General features: G+C 61.6%; 23 protein-coding genes. 16 read left to right on the top strand and 7 right to left on the bottom strand.

Going from position 1 to position 18,225, the window contains the following annotated elements; genetic code table 11:
• Window positions 1–1,707: 1,707 nt before the first annotated feature.
• The 16 genes from ACZ7L6_RS15685 (at window position 1,708) to ACZ7L6_RS15610 (ending at window position 11,427) form a co-directional block, all read left to right on the top strand.
• Window positions 1,708–2,313, top strand: a complete 606-nt coding sequence (locus ACZ7L6_RS15685) for a hypothetical protein (protein WP_471924042.1) — start codon at window positions 1,708–1,710, stop codon at window positions 2,311–2,313.
• A gap of 407 nt (window positions 2,314–2,720) precedes the next feature.
• On the top strand, window positions 2,721–3,149 hold the full coding sequence (locus tag ACZ7L6_RS15680; protein ID WP_471924040.1) for a hypothetical protein: 429 nt from the start codon (window positions 2,721–2,723) through the stop codon (window positions 3,147–3,149).
• 108 nt (window positions 3,150–3,257) lie between these two features.
• Complete coding sequence (locus ACZ7L6_RS15675) at window positions 3,258–3,542, top strand: hypothetical protein (protein ID WP_471924038.1); 285 nt, start codon at window positions 3,258–3,260, stop codon at window positions 3,540–3,542.
• A complete protein-coding gene (locus ACZ7L6_RS15670; protein ID WP_471924036.1) occupies window positions 3,542–3,826 on the top strand; it encodes a hypothetical protein in 285 nt (94 codons plus the stop codon). The genes ACZ7L6_RS15675 and ACZ7L6_RS15670 overlap by 1 nt, the downstream gene beginning before the upstream one ends.
• Window positions 3,827–3,941: 115 nt before the next feature.
• Window positions 3,942–4,154: a hypothetical protein gene (locus ACZ7L6_RS15665; RefSeq protein WP_471924034.1), complete on the top strand. Its 213-nt coding sequence runs from the start codon at window positions 3,942–3,944 to the stop codon at window positions 4,152–4,154.
• A gap of 19 nt (window positions 4,155–4,173) precedes the next feature.
• Window positions 4,174–4,938: a hypothetical protein gene (locus ACZ7L6_RS15660; RefSeq protein WP_471924032.1), complete on the top strand. Its 765-nt coding sequence runs from the start codon at window positions 4,174–4,176 to the stop codon at window positions 4,936–4,938.
• A gap of 605 nt (window positions 4,939–5,543) precedes the next feature.
• Window positions 5,544–5,855, top strand: coding sequence for a hypothetical protein (locus ACZ7L6_RS15655; protein WP_471924030.1), 312 nt, complete (start codon window positions 5,544–5,546; stop codon window positions 5,853–5,855).
• Window positions 5,856–5,930: 75 nt separating this feature from the next.
• Window positions 5,931–6,245 (top strand): hypothetical protein, encoded by a 315-nt coding sequence (locus ACZ7L6_RS15650; protein WP_471924028.1) that lies wholly within the window; start codon window positions 5,931–5,933, stop codon window positions 6,243–6,245.
• A 575-nt stretch (window positions 6,246–6,820) separates the two neighbouring features.
• Entirely contained in the window at window positions 6,821–7,048 is a 228-nt protein-coding gene (locus tag ACZ7L6_RS15645) for a hypothetical protein (protein WP_471924026.1), read from the top strand.
• A complete protein-coding gene (locus tag ACZ7L6_RS15640; protein ID WP_471924024.1) occupies window positions 7,045–7,386 on the top strand; it encodes a hypothetical protein in 342 nt (113 codons plus the stop codon). The genes ACZ7L6_RS15645 and ACZ7L6_RS15640 overlap by 4 nt, the downstream gene beginning before the upstream one ends.
• Window position 7,387: 1 nt before the next feature.
• Window positions 7,388–7,708, top strand: a complete 321-nt coding sequence (locus ACZ7L6_RS15635) for a hypothetical protein (protein ID WP_471924022.1) — start codon at window positions 7,388–7,390, stop codon at window positions 7,706–7,708.
• 103 nt (window positions 7,709–7,811) lie between these two features.
• Window positions 7,812–9,233 (top strand): DUF3987 domain-containing protein, encoded by a 1,422-nt coding sequence (locus ACZ7L6_RS15630; RefSeq protein WP_471924020.1) that lies wholly within the window; start codon window positions 7,812–7,814, stop codon window positions 9,231–9,233.
• Between the two features lie 146 nt (window positions 9,234–9,379).
• The gene (locus tag ACZ7L6_RS15625) at window positions 9,380–10,321 is read left to right on the top strand and encodes a hypothetical protein (protein WP_471924018.1); all 942 of its coding nucleotides are present in this window, start codon (window positions 9,380–9,382) and stop codon (window positions 10,319–10,321) included.
• A gap of 24 nt (window positions 10,322–10,345) precedes the next feature.
• Window positions 10,346–10,567, top strand: coding sequence for a hypothetical protein (locus tag ACZ7L6_RS15620; protein ID WP_471924016.1), 222 nt, complete (start codon window positions 10,346–10,348; stop codon window positions 10,565–10,567).
• 260 nt (window positions 10,568–10,827) lie between these two features.
• Complete coding sequence (locus ACZ7L6_RS15615) at window positions 10,828–11,169, top strand: histone-like nucleoid-structuring protein Lsr2 (protein WP_369272377.1); 342 nt, start codon at window positions 10,828–10,830, stop codon at window positions 11,167–11,169.
• A 75-nt stretch (window positions 11,170–11,244) separates the two neighbouring features.
• Window positions 11,245–11,427: a hypothetical protein gene (locus ACZ7L6_RS15610; protein WP_471924014.1), complete on the top strand. Its 183-nt coding sequence runs from the start codon at window positions 11,245–11,247 to the stop codon at window positions 11,425–11,427.
• Window positions 11,428–11,813: 386 nt separating this feature from the next.
• Here the strand turns inward: ACZ7L6_RS15610 and ACZ7L6_RS15605 are convergent, their stop codons facing one another.
• From ACZ7L6_RS15605 to ACZ7L6_RS15575, 7 genes are all read right to left on the bottom strand, one after another.
• Window positions 11,814–12,047 (bottom strand): hypothetical protein, encoded by a 234-nt coding sequence (locus ACZ7L6_RS15605; protein WP_471924012.1) that lies wholly within the window; start codon window positions 12,045–12,047, stop codon window positions 11,814–11,816.
• A gap of 9 nt (window positions 12,048–12,056) precedes the next feature.
• On the bottom strand, window positions 12,057–12,965 hold the full coding sequence (locus ACZ7L6_RS15600; protein ID WP_471924010.1) for a peptidoglycan-binding protein: 909 nt from the start codon (window positions 12,963–12,965) through the stop codon (window positions 12,057–12,059).
• Window positions 12,965–13,249, bottom strand: coding sequence for a hypothetical protein (locus tag ACZ7L6_RS15595; protein ID WP_471924008.1), 285 nt, complete (start codon window positions 13,247–13,249; stop codon window positions 12,965–12,967). Before ACZ7L6_RS15595 ends, ACZ7L6_RS15600 begins: the two co-directional genes overlap by 1 nt.
• Before the next feature lie 67 nt (window positions 13,250–13,316).
• Window positions 13,317–14,852, bottom strand: a complete 1,536-nt coding sequence (locus ACZ7L6_RS15590; RefSeq protein WP_471924006.1) for a right-handed parallel beta-helix repeat-containing protein — start codon at window positions 14,850–14,852, stop codon at window positions 13,317–13,319.
• Window positions 14,853–14,953: 101 nt separating this feature from the next.
• Window positions 14,954–16,015 (bottom strand): hypothetical protein, encoded by a 1,062-nt coding sequence (locus ACZ7L6_RS15585; protein ID WP_471924004.1) that lies wholly within the window; start codon window positions 16,013–16,015, stop codon window positions 14,954–14,956.
• 6 nt (window positions 16,016–16,021) lie between these two features.
• Window positions 16,022–17,251 carry a siphovirus ReqiPepy6 Gp37-like family protein gene (locus ACZ7L6_RS15580; protein ID WP_471924002.1) on the bottom strand — a complete coding sequence of 410 codons (1,230 nt, stop codon included), beginning with the start codon at window positions 17,249–17,251 and terminating at the stop codon, window positions 16,022–16,024.
• Window positions 17,252–17,277: 26 nt separating this feature from the next.
• Window positions 17,278–18,183 (bottom strand): phage tail domain-containing protein, encoded by a 906-nt coding sequence (locus ACZ7L6_RS15575; protein ID WP_471924000.1) that lies wholly within the window; start codon window positions 18,181–18,183, stop codon window positions 17,278–17,280.
• Window positions 18,184–18,225: the final 42 nt, after the last annotated feature.

Below are 18,225 nucleotides of genomic sequence, written 5' to 3'. Positions count from 1 at the left end.
AATAGGAGTGCATTCCTCGTGACCTTGTGAATGCATTCTTTGTGCGCTTGTGACGCACGGGGTGCAGTCGAGAGCGAGCCTGCCTCAGGTGACTTGTGTGAACTGGGTCACGGTCATTCACGCATGAATGCGGACACAATGGGCACCTTGCAATGTCCGTAATACACCATGTGTATACATGGTAGGGGTATATATGAAACAACCCTGCATATCACAGCACGGTAACGAGCCCACCTGAGATGTCCCTTTATGTGGCATGTAAAGGTAAAGGCATTGCAAATAAGTTGCCTCCTGGGTGGTGGGGTATTGTGTCCCATTTTGGGGTGATTGCCGGCCAGGCATCACACCCCTTCTGACCTGCGGTTTTGCAGCCCCAACGCGTGAGCGCGCGTCTTCACTCCTAACCCTGATTCGTAAGTTGCCTCCTGGGTGTGGATTCGGAATAGTCCTCCATGCAAGCCACCCCGAACGGGGCGGCCGGAAAGGAGGAGAGAGCGAATGAACGCGAGAGACCCGCCACCTAGAGCGCGGGTGAGTGTCCATCACTCACCGGGCCTGGAATCGGCCCTGAGAGCGCGTGAGAGCGGCTAGCTGCAACCTCCGCACCGATTCCTACTCAGACGCGTATGGCGCCCGAGAGGCGGCCACGTAGCTCCTTGAGAACTCCATAGGGCAGTGCACACACCCGAAGCGAATAGAGGGTGTGATCCCACGGTGCAAGAGCGTAGAGACAGACGCGATGACTGGCCGAGAGACCGAAAGGTTCGGGTGCACTGCTAAGCGGGGGGTTGACCGACCCTGATAGCCAATAGGTCCATGCGAGACAGAACACGGTGAAGCGAATCAAACGAGCCTGTCTCTGTGCGTGCCAGCAACGTTTGTGGACGCCGTTTGCCCATGACTCCACTGTCCCTACGGGACGTGTTGAGCGGGACGGCACGAGCAAGCGTGAGAGTGCCAGTAAGCCACGTGCAGGGGTAAGCGGAGTGCGTTGCCCAGTAGCCGTAGTAAGACGCATGAGTTCGCCCGGCGGGACTGCCAAACAGGCCGGGACTGCATTACGAGATTGCCTACGGCAGACACACACAATACGACGTGTCCAGCGTGCACAGGGCCACGGTGACTGATACTCACCCGGCCCTACTCAGCATGTCTCTAAGCGTCTGAGAGTGAGTCTGTCGGGGGGAGTGTCGTGAGGCACTTGCAAGGGCCCGTGAGGGCCGTACGGCAACCCGTAAGGGGTGGCAATGCCAGTAGCTATCAGCACGGTCAGACGTGAGCGGGGAACCATTCCTCTCCGTCAGTTTGGATTCTGGTCTGAGTACCGGGATCACTCTGTGTTCGTTGTGAGCATCATCGGACGCGGTGACCGTAAGCCGTTTGTGTTCAACGTTCGGGGATTCGGTCACATGGCGGAGCAGGTTCGTAATTTCGCCGAGTGCATGTCTCTGCCGGGTGAGGTCACGCGCGGTATGGCGGACATTTACCGCACTGGATACGGGCTCGTGAACGGGTTCAACGTGCGTGTCACGCCGCTTTCGTAAGAGCGCGTCGTAAGGGAGTCGGGTGCACGGCAGGTAGGGGTACTCTTCCGTGCACCCCATCACCCATTACGGCAAGGGACGTAGTGGAGTATGGGGAGGAATACGAGTGTTGGTTTGTGAATACGACTTGTGCCTTGGGACACGTGTGCCGGCGGCTTGGGTCATGCGTGAGGTCGCGGTTCCGTCCGAACGGCCGGAAGACTGTGTGTCGCTCGACTTCAATGCGTGTGTGAACTGCGCTGACAGCCTGGCGGAAAACCCCTGGATCTACGTGCGGAAGCTGCGGGAGATCGAGCAGGACAACAGTGGCAAGCGCGCGGACGTGGTCACCACGTTCGGGGAAAGCAAGATCACGCATGGCATTCGGGGTGAGTTCCGGTACGACCGGATGAGCGATAACCGGACCCTGTGCGGACGCTCGGGACCGTCGGGCGTGGAACAGCTCATGTCCGGCCGTCCGATGGAGATCACGTGCAACGCGTGCCAGGCTGCCGCTCCCCGCTGGATTGTCTATCTGCACGTCGACGGGCCCGGACGGGACAACTTCACCGTTACGGCCGTGGAGAACCTGAGGGACGCGCGTACGGCCCTGGTGGCGTGGTCACGAGCCATGAGTGAAGACAATGTGAGCGCGAGCCTCTACCCCTACAGCGCGGAGGCGTGGGCCGATGCGGTCGACTTCCGCACGGTGGGGTGTCCGTTCGACTACCCGTCCAGGCTCATCGAGCGCGGTAAGCGCGGCGGTCTGCGGGTGGTGGAGGCGGCATGAGTGGCACTCAGCAGGAATGCCCGAGCCCGCTGCACCCGCATCACGCGGCTACGTGTGAGCAAATGGCGGAGTACATGCGGGACTTTCCGGGTGTCTACGAGAATCGGCAGAAGTGCCGATACCTGGACACGATCATGGCGCACATCTTCATGGCTCGTTACTGGGGGAGGCCGTACCCCTGGGGGATGTCCGAGGAAACGGCAGAAGCGCACGTTAAAGACTGCTGGACGTGCACGCCGGAACTGAGCCCGTATTACCAAGCTGAGCAACGCGCTAAGGCGTATCGCGAGCGAAACGGGCTGTCGTAGTCGGTAGCCACGGAAACACGGACGGATAGGGGTACTCGCCCGTGTTTCCCTCTACCTACTGCGCCACAAAGGCACGGTAGACAAGTGAAGGGAACACGCATGAATGCGTGGCGTGAGAAGGGGCGTAAGGCACAGCGGTACTTGGGCACGTCCGTGCCCGCTCAGTACCTCAAGCGCGGTGACGTACTGCTCGGCTGGGCACTCGGTCCGGTCGCGGTGGTGGAGTCGGCCCCCCGTCCACACCCGACACATGCCGGATGGTGGCTGGTCGACGTGGCCAGTCATCACGGGGTGGGAACGCGGGTGTTCGGGGACCACATGACGGCTGAGGTGGGCCGTATCCCGCTGGTCAACACGGACCGGGACGCGTATGCGTCGCTTCTGGGGACGTGGGAGGCGCCGTGCGGGTGCGTGGTCAACAAGGGTGAGCACTGCGAGGAATGCGGCCCGTACAACGGTGCCTCCCCGCTCTGCATGAACACGTGGCAGCACCGTGCGTTTCAGCGTGCGCAGGGCCTCAAGGTCTGATCACGGGGAGTAGTGGGCCCGCCGGCACTTCGTACCGGTGGGGAAGTGGGCACGGACGGTAGGGGTACTCGGCCGTGCCTTTCTCATGTCTGGGAAAGGACAACGCAAATGATCGACCTCAACTCGGATAAGAGGATTCTCCTCAAGCCCGTTCGCAGCGTGAGTTTCGAGCTGCTGGACGTGGCACTGACCGGGCGGGAGGTGGTGCAGATGACTGACGGGTCCGTGTGGTCTGTCGCGCATCGTCGTCCGGCCTACTGGTCGCACAACCCTAAGGCGCCGCTCGCGGTGGCATTCCGCTTTCGCGGGGACGACTTCACGGCTGCCGTGGAGTTCATCCGCAACGCGGACCGTCCGTTCATCGTTCGTGAGCTTCCTGAGGTGGCCGTCTGATGCGTACTCGACTGGGAATGATCGCGCTCGCCCTGGTGGCCATGCTCGGGGGCGTGGCAAAGGCTGAGGCTCACTCGGCCCCCAACCAGCCGCACGTGTCCTACAGGGTGCGCGTGCTCGTCGGAACGGTCCAGTACCCGCCGTGCGTGGAGCTGCGGCGTACACGTGAGGGCCGTTCGTGGTTCGCGGACATGGTGAGCGACACATACGACGACGGACGCAAGCGCACGGTTGCTCAGCAGATCCGATACGTGCGTGAGGGCTGCCGCGCGATGACTCGCTAGCGATTGACCGTAGAGGGCATGGGAAGGTCACCCGGAATTCCGGGCGCTGATCACCCATGCCCTACTCGGCCAGTCTCTAGAGACAAGCTCAGAGACCTTGCCGAAAGGCGCACGAATGGCAGGAAGAGCGCTGTTCACCATCGAGACAATCCGCGCGGCTAAGCGCGGGCTGTACGAACTCCAGTCCCTTGAGATCACGTGGCTTGACGGTGAAGTGATCCTCAGGGGCCGCGTGGTCGGCATCGGTAGCCGCATTTCCGCACGCACGGACATGCGCTTGCACGAGGACATTCACGCGAATCAGGTTCTGTCCATGGAAGTCAAGTAAGGGAAGGGGCATAAACACTGTGGCCGAATGGCGGCAGGGCGGCTATGACGGAGTGTTCTACCTGGGGAAGGAGGGAACAGAGGAGTACGGCGGTTACGTCGTCCACGTGGACGGTGCACCGAACCCTGAGAAGTGGTTCGCGTACGAGTACGACACCGAGAAGCGCACAACGGTATGGGTCGGTTGGGCGCCGACTCGTGAGGTTGCACAGACGGCCGTAAAGGGTGAGTTCCTGTGCGAGATTTACCGCAACGACGAAAAGGGACACTGCCCGTTTCCTGGTGCGGTTGTGCGGACGATTCTTTACAAGGGAGAGCGACTGCGCACGATCCTTTGCGGGGAACACGCGCACGTCTTCCCCAACTGGGAAACGTTCCGGCTGGAGGAGTACCGGGGACGGTACGGGCTCATTCCGAATGACCCGATCATTGGAGAGCGCGTGACTCCTCCGCTGGATCACCCGTCCATTAAGGAGTGCGCCTACGACGCAACGACCATGACCGAGCGGAACATGTGGATTGCGCTTAACCGTGTGGTCCGTCCGCTGGCCGAACTCCAGCGCTGGAGGGCGCATTACGCGCGCTATCCGCTCGACCTGAACAAGAGGCCGTGCATCGACGCACGGGGGCAGTGGAAGCGGGCACAAGAGCAAGCAGAAGGCATGTATGCGATTTACATGCGGGAGGACCACGGGCAGGAAAACGCCACGCTCCCGCATGAGTTGCTGCGGCTCATTGAGCGTGAGGCCGTTGCATACCTCAAAAGCGAGAAGGAGGGTAAGTGATGCGTCGTTCCTCTCAGACCATCGCAATGAATCTTCGGTTCTACGTGTACGCCAGTGAGCCGGGGGCGTATTACAACACCTACCCGAATGGTCGCGGCTCGCGCCCGGTGCCCGTGGAATACACCCCGGACGAGCGGGAGGAGAACACCCGTAAGCGGGATGCTGCTTTCGCGGAATGGCAGGAGGTTGACCCGGAGGGTTACCGCCTGTGGCACCTGGCCAGCGTTGCCATGCAGGGGGGCGATACCTCCGAACTAGCCGACGGCTGGTCACTCATGATGGTCCAGCGTCACAGCGTGCGAATCGTGGACCCGTGTAAGTACTGCCGTCAATGCAGAGGACGCAACTCCACTCGATAGCGGCGGAGTTTGGGGCACGGACGGATTAGGGGTACTCCGCCGTGCCCTTTGCTTTGTCTCTAGCGAAGGACAAAACCCATGGTGCAAATGACATGCGGTTCCTGTGATGGCGTGGTCTTGGTCACCGTAAAGCAGTGGAGGGAAGAGAACATCGTTCCCTGTCCGCACTGCCCTGATGGGGGCGTGGACCTTATCCACGCACGCCGCCACGCAGACCCGATCTAACCGACGAAAGGAAAGCCCGCAATGATGGAGAACTCCCCCAACGTGCCGGACCTTGACCCTGTTCTGAAGACAGGGCAGAGCAAGCGCAACATCGCGAGCGCGGAAAGGGCGCTCGCCCGGATTCGAGACCTGGGCTGGGAACCGCTGGCCGCCTATCCCGGAAGTGACACCCACTGGAAGGTGCGTTGCCTCCTCGGATGCGGAGAGGGCGGGGAGAACTGGGAAGGCGTCATGTTCTACAGCCACATGCGCCGAGCACGGCGTCACGCCGGGTGCCTGCCAACTGAGCTTCGGGAAAAGGCGATTGAGGCACTGAACGACGCCCGCCGCTAAGCGGTGAGCTTGGGGCATGGCGGGTAGGGGTACGCCTCCATGCCCTTTGCTCAGTGCCTAGAGGAAAGGACGGTAATGAGTCACACGCACATTGCGGTTGGCCTGGATTCCATCGGGGCCGTACGTGTGGACATCCTTTGGACGCCTGGAAAGGAGGGCGTAGAGCTGCGGGTCAAGGACCCGGAGACGCTTGTTGAGCACGGCGCATGGGAGGCGCCGAGACTGGCAATCATGCCGTACAGCCCGGAAGACGGAACGCTTAACTCGGCGGTTCGGAGCATCCTCGGGAGCCTCCAAGAGCCCGCATTCTGGGTGGAGTTCGCTTACCGGTTGGCATGCCGGGATGGGCTCTCGTGGGTCCCGGAAAAGCTGGCTAAGGGGGCGGCGTGAAGTGTGCTGAGTTCTTCCCCGTCATCGTGACCCGTTACCCCCAGGACGAGGACCATGCTCCGGTCCTGGAAGACGAGGGTCACGCGCGCATCGTGCGCGCTGAGGACGTGTGCGATGGGGATTCGATCCTGGCTGTGTTTCTGGAAGACGAACACAGAAGCCTGGGCACCGACTACTTCAACGACCAATACCCGGCGAGCACATACGCCTACGACCGTACGTGTCAGTGCGGCGTGTGCTGCCTCTTGGCGGACGAGCCGGGACCGGTTGTCGTCATCGCAGATTGGGGCGGTTGGTGTGACCCCCATAGGGCCGATGCCCTCATTTTGATCATCCCTACCCCTGAGAGGCGGATACGTGAGAAAGCCTGAGTTCGTAGTTGGTGACCGGGTCTCGCACTTCCGCGAGCCCGGCAACGTGGGCAAGGTCGTGAGCGTCGAGAAGCGGGGATTCCGACCCTTCCGACGCTGGGTCTACTGGGTCCGCTGGAGGCACGGTTACGGGCCTGTCCCGCTGTCTTACGGGCTCTGGCCTGTCTACGTGACCGATGCCCAGCAGATCCACAGTGAGGCGGCATGAGCGGCTCTAACCGCTGGAGCGTGGACGTGGTGGCCGCTCGCGCTGGGGCCAGGGCAGCCGCCGGCAACCCGGACGCGAGCGCACGCATGGACGCCTTCCGGGACCTCTGCGGCGAGCTGGGCGAGACCGCCAACGCATACGCCTGCCCGCTCATGGCCGCTCGCGCCCTCGTGGGCGAGGCTGCCCGCGCATTCGTGGTCTCACAGAGAAGGGGAAGTGAGTGAGCACGGAAATGCTGTTTCTCGACACGTCGGAACTCAAAGCGGGGGACGTCGTGTGTACGCACGGAATACGGGCCCTGCTGGAAGGTGAACCGAAAACATCTACGTCGGCCAACTCTGGGACCGTCCGCACGGTCTACATATGGCAGGCCCGCGTAATCAACGTGAACGACGTGAAGCGGGACGGGATCGTTCCCCTCGGGTGGCTATACCCGGACGTGTGGGGGAAGGGCAAAAACGGCGGGTGGGGTAAGGACTGGGATGCCGTGCCCACCTGGACCATCCAAGGAAACGACCTCGCTCGGTGGAGTGTCGAGCGTGAGATGGAAGGGGCTGAGTGACGTGATTCAGATGGACGCCGGAATGCAGGAAGAGGCCGCCCGCTATCACGAGGCGCTGAGCAAGCACGAATCCATAATTCGTACCGCGCTTCACGTCTATATAGAACGGATGGAGGAGAACGCAAAGGAGTGCCAGGCCGCTTATGAGGCTGGCCGGAAATACCCGGAAGTCAAGGCCAAGCAGGACGCGTCTTACATGACGAACGCCGGACTCCGGCACTTGGCCGAGATGTCGCGTCAGAGTGCTGCGTCCGCTCGCAAGGCATCTGACGACATCCTCAACGCTGTACTCGGTCCCGATGAGGACGACGAGCAGGGCTGAGCCTCTTTGGTGAGGGCTGGAGTAGGGGTACGTCCAGCCCGATCCATGGACGCTCACACGCTCAGTGTGGACGTGCCGACACAACAGAACAGGGAAGGATGGAGTGGACGAGAAAGCGAGATATGAGCCGATGGCTTACGGGCCGATCGGCGCGGCCGTGAAGGCCGCTATGCCTCACACCGAGGCCGACCCCATCGGCGTGCACGCGGCTGTACTTGCGCTGTACTCCGCTGCCGTCAACGGGAAGCTCACACAGCCGGACGGGCGCCCGGTAGTGGTCTGGACGGCCCTTGCTGGCCGCTCGATGGTCGGTCGTAAGGGATTCGCTCTGGCCACAGCTGAGACGATTCTCAACGACGCTATCGGGGAATGGCTGGCCCTCCGCCGGCAGGGCGGTATTTCCTCGGGCCCGTCTCTCGTACAGACGCTTTACGAGACGGAACAGGACTCGCTTACTTCTGAGGGAGGGTTGGACGGTCGTACTCTCGTAATTGACGAGGAATGGCCGACCACGCTTCAGCTCACGAAGCGTTGCCCGAAGTACAGCGGCGTACTCCGTACTTCCTGGGACGGAAAGCGGATCTCGAACGTCACCAAGAAGGATGGTAAGCGTGTAGAGATCACCGTGAACGAGCCTTCGCTAGGCTTCCACGTTCACATTCAGCCCGCGCTCTGGGCCAAGTTCATCAGCGCCACCGAGGCTCAGGGAGGCTCGTACAACCGGATTCTTCCGGTCATGGTCGAGCGGTCCAAGCGTCTCCGTCGACGGGACTACAAGGGCAGCCCGCTCGATGAGGTCAAGGTCAGTGGCTCGCTCCGCCTGGCCTATGAGTGGGTGCAGAAGGAGCCCCGACAGATGGAGTTGAGCGACGCGGCAGCGGACCGCTTTGACGACATCAGTGCAGAGTACGAGGACGCTCTTGAGGAGCTGCCCGAGGACGTGTCTTGCTACATCGAGCGTTCCGGGGAACAGGTCATGCGCGTTGCCTGTGTACTCACTGCGGCCGAGCGGAAGACCACGATCACGGTCAAGGCGCTGGACGCTGCCAAGGCTTTCGTGGACTACTCCATAGCCTCTGTGAAGCAATTGATCTCTCAGAGCAACGTGGTTAAGTCCCGAACGATCCAGCCTCTTGACGCCAAGATCCGTCAGAAGCTCGAAATGTACGGGGGCGAGATGACGAGTACCCAGCTCTACCGTGCTCTCTCGTCTCGCTACTCGGCTGCCCAGATCCTCAACACGGCTGAGGACATGGCTGACGTTGAGATCACGGAACAGCCGCAGCGGCGTCCCGGAGCCAATCCCGTGATCTTCAAGTTGGTTGAGGTCATGCCCGAGCCGGACCCCGTGGAGGAGCCCAAGGCCGTGAAGGCTCCGCCCAAGCGGCGAACGGCTGCCAAGAAGGCGGTACCCGCGCAGAAGACCACCGCCAAGGCAGCGAAGGGCACCCCCGCGGGCTCTCCGCCGGCACCTCGGAAGGCGCCTGCTCGTAAGGCCGTGCCTCGCAAGAAGGTCAGTGCGTGAAGCACAAGATCCGACCCCACCCCGAGGGGCGATTGCAGTGCACTGGATGCCGAGCCGCGTTCGCCACTGAGGAGGGCGCCCGAGCCTCCAAGTTCGAGTGTCCTGGGATGCCCCTGGCTCATGGCCATCGGTACGAGAGAGAGCACGTGCTCTACCCCTTCTCATACGACAGGGGGGACGGGTACGGCCCTGATCGGCTGTGCGACGTCATCGACTGCCCGATGTGCGTTGGTCACGCGTGCGACTGCGACGTATGCGCAGATCAGTTGGAGGTGCCTTCCTTAAAGGTGCTCAATGACAGTCAAGAAAACGGGAACAGGAAGCGTTCCCCGAACTGGGAGGAAGTAGAAAAGGTGGAAGACCTCAAGGACATGCTGGCCAAGGTCAAGCCGGGCGACTGGGTGACTGCCTTCGGGAAAGACACCCGAGGGCACGAGGTGACCCGAACGGGAACGCTGCTGGCCGAACCCAAGGAGATGAAGGCGACCCACAACGGGGTCAAGGTCTCCGCCATCCGGGCATGCGTGGGAGAGAAGGGCACCGACCCCGCCACGCGGCAGACCTGGACGACGCTGATTCCCGATCACGGGTTCATCCGCAAGACCGAGCCCCCGAAGGCTGGGGAGTGGATGCACGGGGAGATCAGGAACATCCCTGCCGTGCGGTCCGCCAGGCTCGATGTGAACGCGCGACTCCTCTTCGGTGGGAAGGGCGGCAAGCGCTCCGTCGAGCCCACCGACAGCGGCACTCTCGCAGAGATCAGCTACGCGGACTCGGGACGGTACGAGGTCAAGGCCGTGGAGTCGGGAGAGGTCATCTTCAGGGGCACGCTTCAGTCTCAGGTCTGGTGGGCGTACGCGCCCGAGGAGGACGAGCACCAGGACCAGGGGCCCGCGACCGAAGTTGCAACCCAGGAGGCAACCATGACCCGGTCTGGTGAGTCTGAGCACCGGGACCAGGAGGACGACGAGCACCAGGACGTGACCGAGCTGGGCTACGGCAAGCCCGTTTACCACGTCATCACGGGCGAACTCGTCGGGTACTGGACTCTGAAGAAGTTCACGCCAATCGAAGAGGCTCAGAACTAAGCACGGCCGTAAGGAAGCACCACCATGAAGGCAATACCGTGGAGCAACCTCCACAGCCCCACTGTCGTTCTCGACACATCGCCGGACAGCGGTGAGGCCGACGACATGATGCACGACTATGCCCAGCGCATTAAGCGCCTGAGGCAGACCAAGAGGTTTGGTGTCTTCGTGCGGCAGTGCCAGGGCGTCTATCAGGTGGTGCTCAGAGACCGATACGCCGAGAAGAGAAGCCAGAGAAGTGAGTGAGACCACGACGAAGGACCGGACGAGCCCGGTCCCCTCCTCTATGCCGAAGATCCGGACCACAACTAACCGTGTGGTTCAGGGTCGTTACGCTTCTCTGTGCCGTAGATGGTCACAGGGAGAGTGGAAAGAGTAGAACCAGCTTGAAGGATTGGAGGCTATATGAAAGCCTCCGTCTGGCAGAGGGCCCGGTTTTCGTGTAGGGGTACGGCGGAAACCGGCCCGTCCACCGTAATCAGAGACTAGATAAGTAGGTACAGAAGATGGCTCAGAAGGTTCAGGTTCTCCTTGTCGATGACCTCGATGGGGTCGAGGCGGACGAGACCGTGACGTTCGCTCTGGACGGCAAGACGTATGAGATCGACCTGACCACGGCCAACGCGGACAAGCTCCGTGGACTCCTTGAGCCCTTCGTGAAGGGTGGCCGCAAGACGGGCGGTCGGTCCTCCGCCGGCAGCCGCGGGCGTGCCTCGGTGAAGCGTGCCGAGGGGGAGCCCTCCGCCGAAGAGCTTCGCGCGTGGGCCAAGGCCAACAACTATGAGGTCAACGACCGTGGCCGCGTTCCGGCCTCCATCAAGGAGGCGTACGCGGCGGCCAACGCGTAACTCCACACAGCACAGAGGCACCTGTGAGGCCCACCCCTTCGGGGGTGGGCCTCTTCTCGTTGAAGGGGAGTCGGGATGAAGAAGCGGTATCGCGTGGCGCTTCACGCGCACGCTGCGGCGGTCGTCTTCGTGGAGGCATCCAACGCTCAGGAGGCGAACCGGCTTGCGGAGGCAGAGGTCTTGGCAGGGAGGGTGAAGCCCAAGCCCATCAAGAAGTGGACGCCGGTTGCGACTTCTGACATGAGCCGGGAGTGGTGACGTGAGTCAGACGGTGCAGGAGGTCGCAGAGCCCAACACCTACGGTCCCGCGTACACGCGTCTCCTCAGGGATCTGGTAGAGGAACTGAAGAGATCTGGGAACCTGGGGCGTCCTGCTCGACGCGTTGCCAACGCTCGTGCAGACGGCATGAGGCGTGGTCTCCTGGCGATCCTCCAGGCCGAACACTTCATGGCCGAGGACTACGCGGCCTCGGTGATACTGACCCACGCTGGCTCATACGCCGAGTGTGACTGTGGCGCCTACGCTAAGCGCTGTGCCATCTGTCACGGGTAAACGAAAAAAGGCCCCCTCCCGTTTCCGGGAGGGGGCCTTTTCGTGTTTCTCTCTACCCCAGGTGCACCCCTGCACCTAGTTCATGGTCGGGCTACTCGCCCGACTCCCCGCGAAGCTCAGCCTCAAAGGGCGAGTCCGCGTATAGGGCCTTGAGGGTCTTGGTGTCCTCGTGCGAGGCCGCAGCCACACCGAGACCGATCAGACCCGCAGCGGTGGCAACAAGTGCCTCCCACGGGACAGTTGGCCAGACGAGGACGAGCGCCGGCACCAGGGCCGCGAGGACGGAATAGATCCGAACGCCGTGCTTGGAAACGAATTCCTTCATGGGTCCCCCTTAGTTGAACAGCATCTTCCAAGTGAGCGGACCGGGGTACCCGTCCGCATCACCCTTCAGTTCCTTGTGAGCAAGCTGGAATGCCTTCACGGCCGCACGGTCAACGGCAGTCCACTGAGGGCCTGGACCCTGCTTGTAGAACTTCCCGTAACCCTTCTTCACGAGCTGCTTACCGAGCATCGTCACGTACTGGTTCTTAGCCCCAGCGCGGAAGTAGTAGCGACCTGGGAAAGCCGGAATGGAAGGCTTCGGCTTAGCGGGCGTGGCGGGCTTGGAAGGAGTCGACGGCTTGGACTCGGCAGGCTTGCCCTTGGCGATGGTCGCCTTGATGTCCTTTCGGACAGCGTCCATGTCCATCATCTTGCCGGGCGCATAACCGGGGTCCCACTTACCCGGAGAACCCCACTCGCCATGACCAATGACGCTGTGCTCGTCCCAGTCGTGGAAATCGCAGACAGCCGCAGCCAGAAGGCGCAGAGTCGCGTACTGATCGTCAGACATCTTGTGAGAGCCGCTGTACCAAATCTCAACGCCGTAGAAGCGGGCGTTTCCGTCCGTATTGCTCTCGTCGTCGTGGGGAACGTCCTTCTCTGCGATAACCGCATCAAGAACGTCATCGTCCCCGAGCCCAGCGTGATTCGCGCGGCCCCAGCCGACGAGGTGAATGGTGCCGTCCTGAGCAAGGCCGAAGTGGCAGAGCGGGCCAGGGAGGCCGCTGATGCCCGCGTACAGAAGCTCTCGCTGATCCATTGCGTCAGAGCCAGTGTGGTGCACCATCAGGCCGTGTACGGGGCCCCACTTGCCCTTATGGTTCCGGTTGTGGGTCTTCCAATCCTTGTACTCCTTGAACGGAATACCGAACTTCTTGAGCTGCGCAACAATCTGCGCAGGAGTCATGGGAGTTGCCATTAGTCCTCCGTGGGGTCAGTCGCCAGGCGAATAGCAGCAAGGCGGGTGGGGTCGAGAGAAGTGAGGAGTGCGACAAGGCGCGCGTTATCGCGCTCGATGTGAGTCAGCCGCTCCTTGATTTCCTTGAGGTCGTTCTCAAGGCGTTCGGCACGGGCCTTCTGGGCTTCCGCCTCTTCCTTCCAAACCCGAGCGGTGTTCGTGCGGAAGGCGGCGAGAATCACGACGGCAGCAGCAATGAACGTCGCCAGTGGCCCCGTGTAGGAGAAGAACTGTGTGAGGGTCATAGGGGCTCCAAGAGGGCAGCAAAAAGGCGGCCACGGGGTATCCGCAGCCGCCTTCGACGTGGGGAGGTTAGGAGTTAACTCGGTCCTCGGCGTAGTTGTTGCCGGCGACCGTCGTGATAGCGGTGAACCGGATTCGCTCGTTGGCGCCTTCCTGGAAGACGCCAGCCGTGAGGCCGTGCAGGTAAGCGCCAATCACGTTCACGTCTCGCGCGTCGGAGACTCGGACGCCGTACTGAGGGGACGTGTTGGCTGTACCTCCGTCGTCCGTGCCTACGTAGCAGCCGAGCCCGGTTACGACGACTGGAGCCCGGTTGAGAAGGGCGAGGCCCGCATAACCTCCGCCGCCTGGTCCTCCATTGCGGCCGTCTCGGCGCGTGTTGAGGGCGTTGATGAGGAAGGGGCCGTTACCGGTCGCGTCAATTCGGACGCCATCATGTCCGTTACGGTCAGTCGAGCAGGAAGACATAGTCATCGAGCCGGACCCTGGCCAGTTACCCCATGCTCCCGTGAGGTGGAATCCGTGGCTACCGCACCATTCGGCGCGGCATGCTTCGAGAATGGTGTTCGCCGAGTTGACGAGCTTCACGCCGACTGCCCAGCAACCAATGACCTGAACGTCAATCATCGACAGGTCTGTCTGTCGCTCAAACACGATCCCGTTAGCGTGGCAGTTGTCCACCATTACGGAGTGAAGGCGCCAGGAGTAAGGCCATTCACCCCCGGCGTTGCTGCCAGTGATGATGCCGTTGTTCGGCAGCTTTCGAATGCACACGTCCCTCATGACGACGTTTTGGACGTTCCCCTTGGCGTAGATCCCATCGAGGTTCCCAGTCGTGACCTTGGAGCCGTCGAGCATGAGGTTGAAAATCCTCTGCTCGCCGTTGATGGCAGGGTGAGTTCCGTCAGCGTCCCCGATGATCTGAATCATTGCGCCAGTCGTGAACGACGGAAGGGCTTGGATGTAGCAGGGGAAATCCTCGTCCACCATCCCGGGACCGATCATGAGGTTGGAGTGCGAACCCATGAGGGTCACTCCGCGGGGAAGGTCGAGGGGGGCCGAGATGCGATACACCCCCTTGGGGAAGTACACGAGGCCCCCGATGCCGGCTGCGTTGATGGCGGACTGGATCGCCACCGTGTCATCACTCACCCCGTCGCCCTGGGCGCCGAACTCGGGGGACTGGACGTTGAGCCAGTCGAGCAGGTCAGGCGGGGTGAGAACGGGGATCTGAGACGTAGGCACCTTGCCCGTAGGGTCGAGCGTCGCGAGGCCGTTAGCGCTTCCGCGAAGGGCGTCCAACTCGGCCATGACGGCAGAACGTGAGCCGTGGGGGTCGTCGGCCGCTACGTGGGCTGCCAGTCGCTCACCAACGTCGTTGGCCACGAGGGCAACACGACCGCCCCCGAAGTCGAGCCACAGGCGCTCAACGCCTTCCGGCCCGTAGAAGCCAGGGATCATGCCGTCCTCGTCGGCAACCAGCTCGGTGAGCGGGGCACCCGCCACGTCCGTGAGGTCAGTGACCTGAGCAGCACCCTCCGATGAGCCGTCCCAGACAGTTCCAGTGGCGCCCGGTACGCGAGCGCCAGCAATGTCCTCGGCCACATCAGCCGCAGTGCCACCAAACAGAAGTCGAGCCATAAAGAGTCCCCCTGAAAACAAAAAAGCCCCCAAACGGGGGTCGAGCTGTCATTTCTGTGTGGTGGCTACGCGGCCTCATAGACTCCAGAGATCGTCAGGAATCCCTTGCGCGGGAAGTAGTCGATGCCGTCGAGACCGGTACCAGTGGTGTAGTTCCGGTTTGGCATGTAGAGGTATGCCGTAGACGTGCTCGAACCCCGGTTGGTCTTTGCGGTGATGTCCACGAAGTTCGGGAGGTTCGGAGAGGCGCCAGTCCCGTTGTTGTCTATGTGGCCCTGGAAGACCTGACCTGTAGCGCCGTTGGCTGGAGTCGGCAGCGAAACGCCGTAAGTCCAGCCCGTGCTTGGGATCTTCAAGTCTGAAGTGGAAGTGCTCGCGATGTAGACGGAGAACCACACGGTATTAGGGGCGATCCATCGCCAACGCCCCTGCCTGACCGCTGGGTTACCGATACCCACCATGCTCGGTGTGTACGTCAGTGACTTGCCCAGGTGGCGTGTGATGAGGCGTCCGTCCTTACCGTTGAACGCCTCGTACTGCGTGTAGTTGTTGTTATTGTCCATGTCCACGTAGAACGTGCCTCGCGGCTGAAGCGCCGCGCTCTCGTTCGCGTTCCATGGATAGGCGACCCGACCGGGGACGTTGAATGGCATCCGCCCACTGATGGAGACGGACGCGTTGTTGGCCGCTGCGTCGACCTCGTAAAGAGGCATCTCCCAGAGCCCTCCCGCCTGCCGGCGGGGAGTCGGGGCGACTGGTGTAGCCGCAGCGGTGCCCGTCACCACGGCAAGGTTCACGGCCGACTTGGCCATGTCCGCCTGAAGAACGATCAAGTCCTTGCGCGGCTTCGTGGTGCTGTTGTTGGGGATCGTCACGGACTGCTGAGCCGTGAGGCTGTAGTAGAAGCCTCCGACCCAAGCCTTGCCGGGATTGATCTGGACGGTACGGCCGTTGACGATCGTCGCGTTGAACGGCAGGGAGGTGGTTCCGTAGGTCGAGGCGGTGAGCTGGAAGTCAACTCGGTCGCCTCCCCACATGTTTGCCATGGATTGCCACTGGGCCTGAGAGACGATCTGTGATCCACCGTTGGCGTTGGCCTCGTTGAACGGGTAACTGATCTCAGCCACGGGTCATCACATCCTTGACTCAAGGCGGCGTAGCTTCCGCTGCATGTCATAAACGGTCTTGTAGAGGTTCAGCGGGTCGCCCGTGCCCTGCTGGCCGATCTTCGGAGAAACGTCCTGCACATTGCCTCCGTCATCGACGGACACAACGACCTCGCGCACGATGTCTGAATACTCAGTGCCGTCTACGGCGACGGTCACCTTGTCGCCTACGAAGTAGTCACGGCCAAATGCGCAGTCGGCAGTGTCGATCGGGTAAATCTGGAAGTTTCCGTTTCGCTCGCCCTCGGTGAGAGCGTCGGTGGCTGCCTCTGCAAGGGCGGTATTGGCTGCCTCAACGTCGTCAGCCGTCATGGTGGCGTCAGACTTCACGGGGTTGCCCGTGGTCTTATCCACCTTGAGCTGAATATCCCGGCGGTCAAGGAACTGCTCGATCTGCATTCCCCACTCGGACTCAGAGTCGGAGTCAACCTTTTGGTAGTAGTACCGCTCAAGGTTCTCGCCGGCACAGCCGACGATGACCCGCGTCACCTTGGGGGCGCTGAGGGTCCAGATGTATTCCCGAAGGTTTCCCAGCTCTGGGGAGAAGCGGACTTCCTTGGACCGATCACGTGGGGCGAAGATGTCGAGATCGATCTTCTGAGTGTTGGCGTTGTAGAGGAAGCGGTAACCGAAGTTTCGCTTCTCGTACCACTCCTCAATCTTTGCGCCGATGGTGTCGAACCTCAGGGAATCGGTCAGGCCCCAGCCAGGAACCCCCGGAACGGTCGGGGCAGTACCGAAGTTGATACCGCTCACCCGACGGTCCGAGAGAGCACCAGCACCGAGGGAGTTGTGAAGCTCATCCCAGATGGCTGAGGGTGCGTATTCCTTCCGCACGAGACGGCTGGGCAGCCGGGCTTGGTACTGCTGTGTGACGGCCTTAGAAGGGTCGGGGAAGGCCAGGCGCCTATACGCAAGGGTGTTGTGACACTTGCCCGCGATATAGACGCTTCCTGGTCCCGTGTGCTGCAACTTCGTCCAATACTTCTGAAAGCTATCTACCTGACCAGAAAGGAGGGGCTTGGAAACTCCCTCCTGCCAAATGGCGATGCCGCCGCCCTTCTCAATGAGCTGAGACTGAGGGGTGCCGTCCTTGATAAGGAGCTGCCAAGAGCCTTCCTGGCAGAGTCGTACTGTGAAGTCGAGCGAGAGCCATTCATCAATCTCCCCCACTCGCTTCAAGTTCTTGTCGAACACCTCAACTCGGTAGCCCAAGAGTCCCCCTATACGAAAGATGCGTACCGGGGTTGGAAGGTGAGGACGACTGCCGCCTTGCCTGAGCCGGTTACCACAGAAACGGTTGCGTTGGTGTCGCCAGGCTCGACCGACCAGAACATAGGGTTCGTGTCGAGCTTCGCCCAATAGTTGGCGCTTAGGTCGTCCTTCACGGTCTTCTTGCCAGGGCGCGTATCTATCGTGAGGACTCGACCCGAGGCCACGAGATCGGAGCCGTCAGAAGGCGGAGACGCCTTTACGGTCTCCCCGTCCGGACTCGTAAGCGTGAATGACTTGATCGGCCCGTAGAGCTTCCATACTGGCCAAGCCTCGATGTCGCCAGGGTTCGAAATGACGAGGCTTTCGCCAGGACCTCCCATGACACCATCACTGATCCGCATAGGAAAGAAGGCCGCGGTAGTGCTAAGAAGAGGGTCACCGGTACCGAAGTCCCAACGTATGGACTCCGAACGGTCCTGATAAAACCAGGGGTCCATAGCCGTAAAGGTGAGCCCGTACTTAGCCCAGGTGAACCCAGAGGCGTCGCTTCCCTCAGAACCCTCCATACCGCCCTTGTAGTAGGCGGTGAGCTGACGAGTCCTGCCGTTCCCCTCGGTGAACTTGAGGAGGCAGTACCCACGCTTGGGGTTGAGCGACTGAAACAGCTTGCGCTTGAGCTGATTCACTGTCTGGCGGTCAACGCCGTGGAGGTAGACAGGAATCATGATCTCTCGCGCAGCAGCGCGAGCAGACCGATAGATAGATCCGTCAAGGTTCGGGGAGTCGTCGGAGAAGAGACCGAATGGCGGCATATCCAAGCCCGTGGCTCCGGGCTGCATGAGGATCGCTGGCCAGTCACGGCCGTTGAACAGGGTCAGGGGGATTTCCTCCCCCTGACCGTTGTTCCCGACCACAGAAACGCTCGTCCGACCCCAACTGACCGGTGCCGGCGGAGT

Source organism: Streptomyces sp. NPDC107522, from assembly GCF_055657525.1.
Note: the sequence above shows the minus strand (reverse complement) of the source record. Positions and strands in the feature narration are given on the sequence as shown.

Coding starts and splice junctions, on each gene's coding strand:
- ACZ7L6_RS15665 (WP_471924034.1), top strand. CDS start 3,942: ATGGCAGGAAGAGCGCTGTTCACCATCGAGACAATCCGCGCGGCTAAG.
- ACZ7L6_RS15600 (WP_471924010.1), bottom strand. CDS start 12,965: ATGGCAACTCCCATGACTCCTGCGCAGATTGTTGCGCAGCTCAAGAAG.
- ACZ7L6_RS15645 (WP_471924026.1), top strand. CDS start 6,821: ATGAGCGGCTCTAACCGCTGGAGCGTGGACGTGGTGGCCGCTCGCGCT.
- ACZ7L6_RS15610 (WP_471924014.1), top strand. CDS start 11,245: ATGAAGAAGCGGTATCGCGTGGCGCTTCACGCGCACGCTGCGGCGGTC.
- ACZ7L6_RS15680 (WP_471924040.1), top strand. CDS start 2,721: ATGAATGCGTGGCGTGAGAAGGGGCGTAAGGCACAGCGGTACTTGGGC.
- ACZ7L6_RS15605 (WP_471924012.1), bottom strand. CDS start 12,047: ATGAAGGAATTCGTTTCCAAGCACGGCGTTCGGATCTATTCCGTCCTC.
- ACZ7L6_RS15655 (WP_471924030.1), top strand. CDS start 5,544: ATGATGGAGAACTCCCCCAACGTGCCGGACCTTGACCCTGTTCTGAAG.
- ACZ7L6_RS15670 (WP_471924036.1), top strand. CDS start 3,542: ATGCGTACTCGACTGGGAATGATCGCGCTCGCCCTGGTGGCCATGCTC.
- ACZ7L6_RS15620 (WP_471924016.1), top strand. CDS start 10,346: ATGAAGGCAATACCGTGGAGCAACCTCCACAGCCCCACTGTCGTTCTC.
- ACZ7L6_RS15675 (WP_471924038.1), top strand. CDS start 3,258: ATGATCGACCTCAACTCGGATAAGAGGATTCTCCTCAAGCCCGTTCGC.
- ACZ7L6_RS15650 (WP_471924028.1), top strand. CDS start 5,931: ATGAGTCACACGCACATTGCGGTTGGCCTGGATTCCATCGGGGCCGTA.
- ACZ7L6_RS15615 (WP_369272377.1), top strand. CDS start 10,828: ATGGCTCAGAAGGTTCAGGTTCTCCTTGTCGATGACCTCGATGGGGTC.
- ACZ7L6_RS15595 (WP_471924008.1), bottom strand. CDS start 13,249: ATGACCCTCACACAGTTCTTCTCCTACACGGGGCCACTGGCGACGTTC.
- ACZ7L6_RS15685 (WP_471924042.1), top strand. CDS start 1,708: ATGCGTGAGGTCGCGGTTCCGTCCGAACGGCCGGAAGACTGTGTGTCG.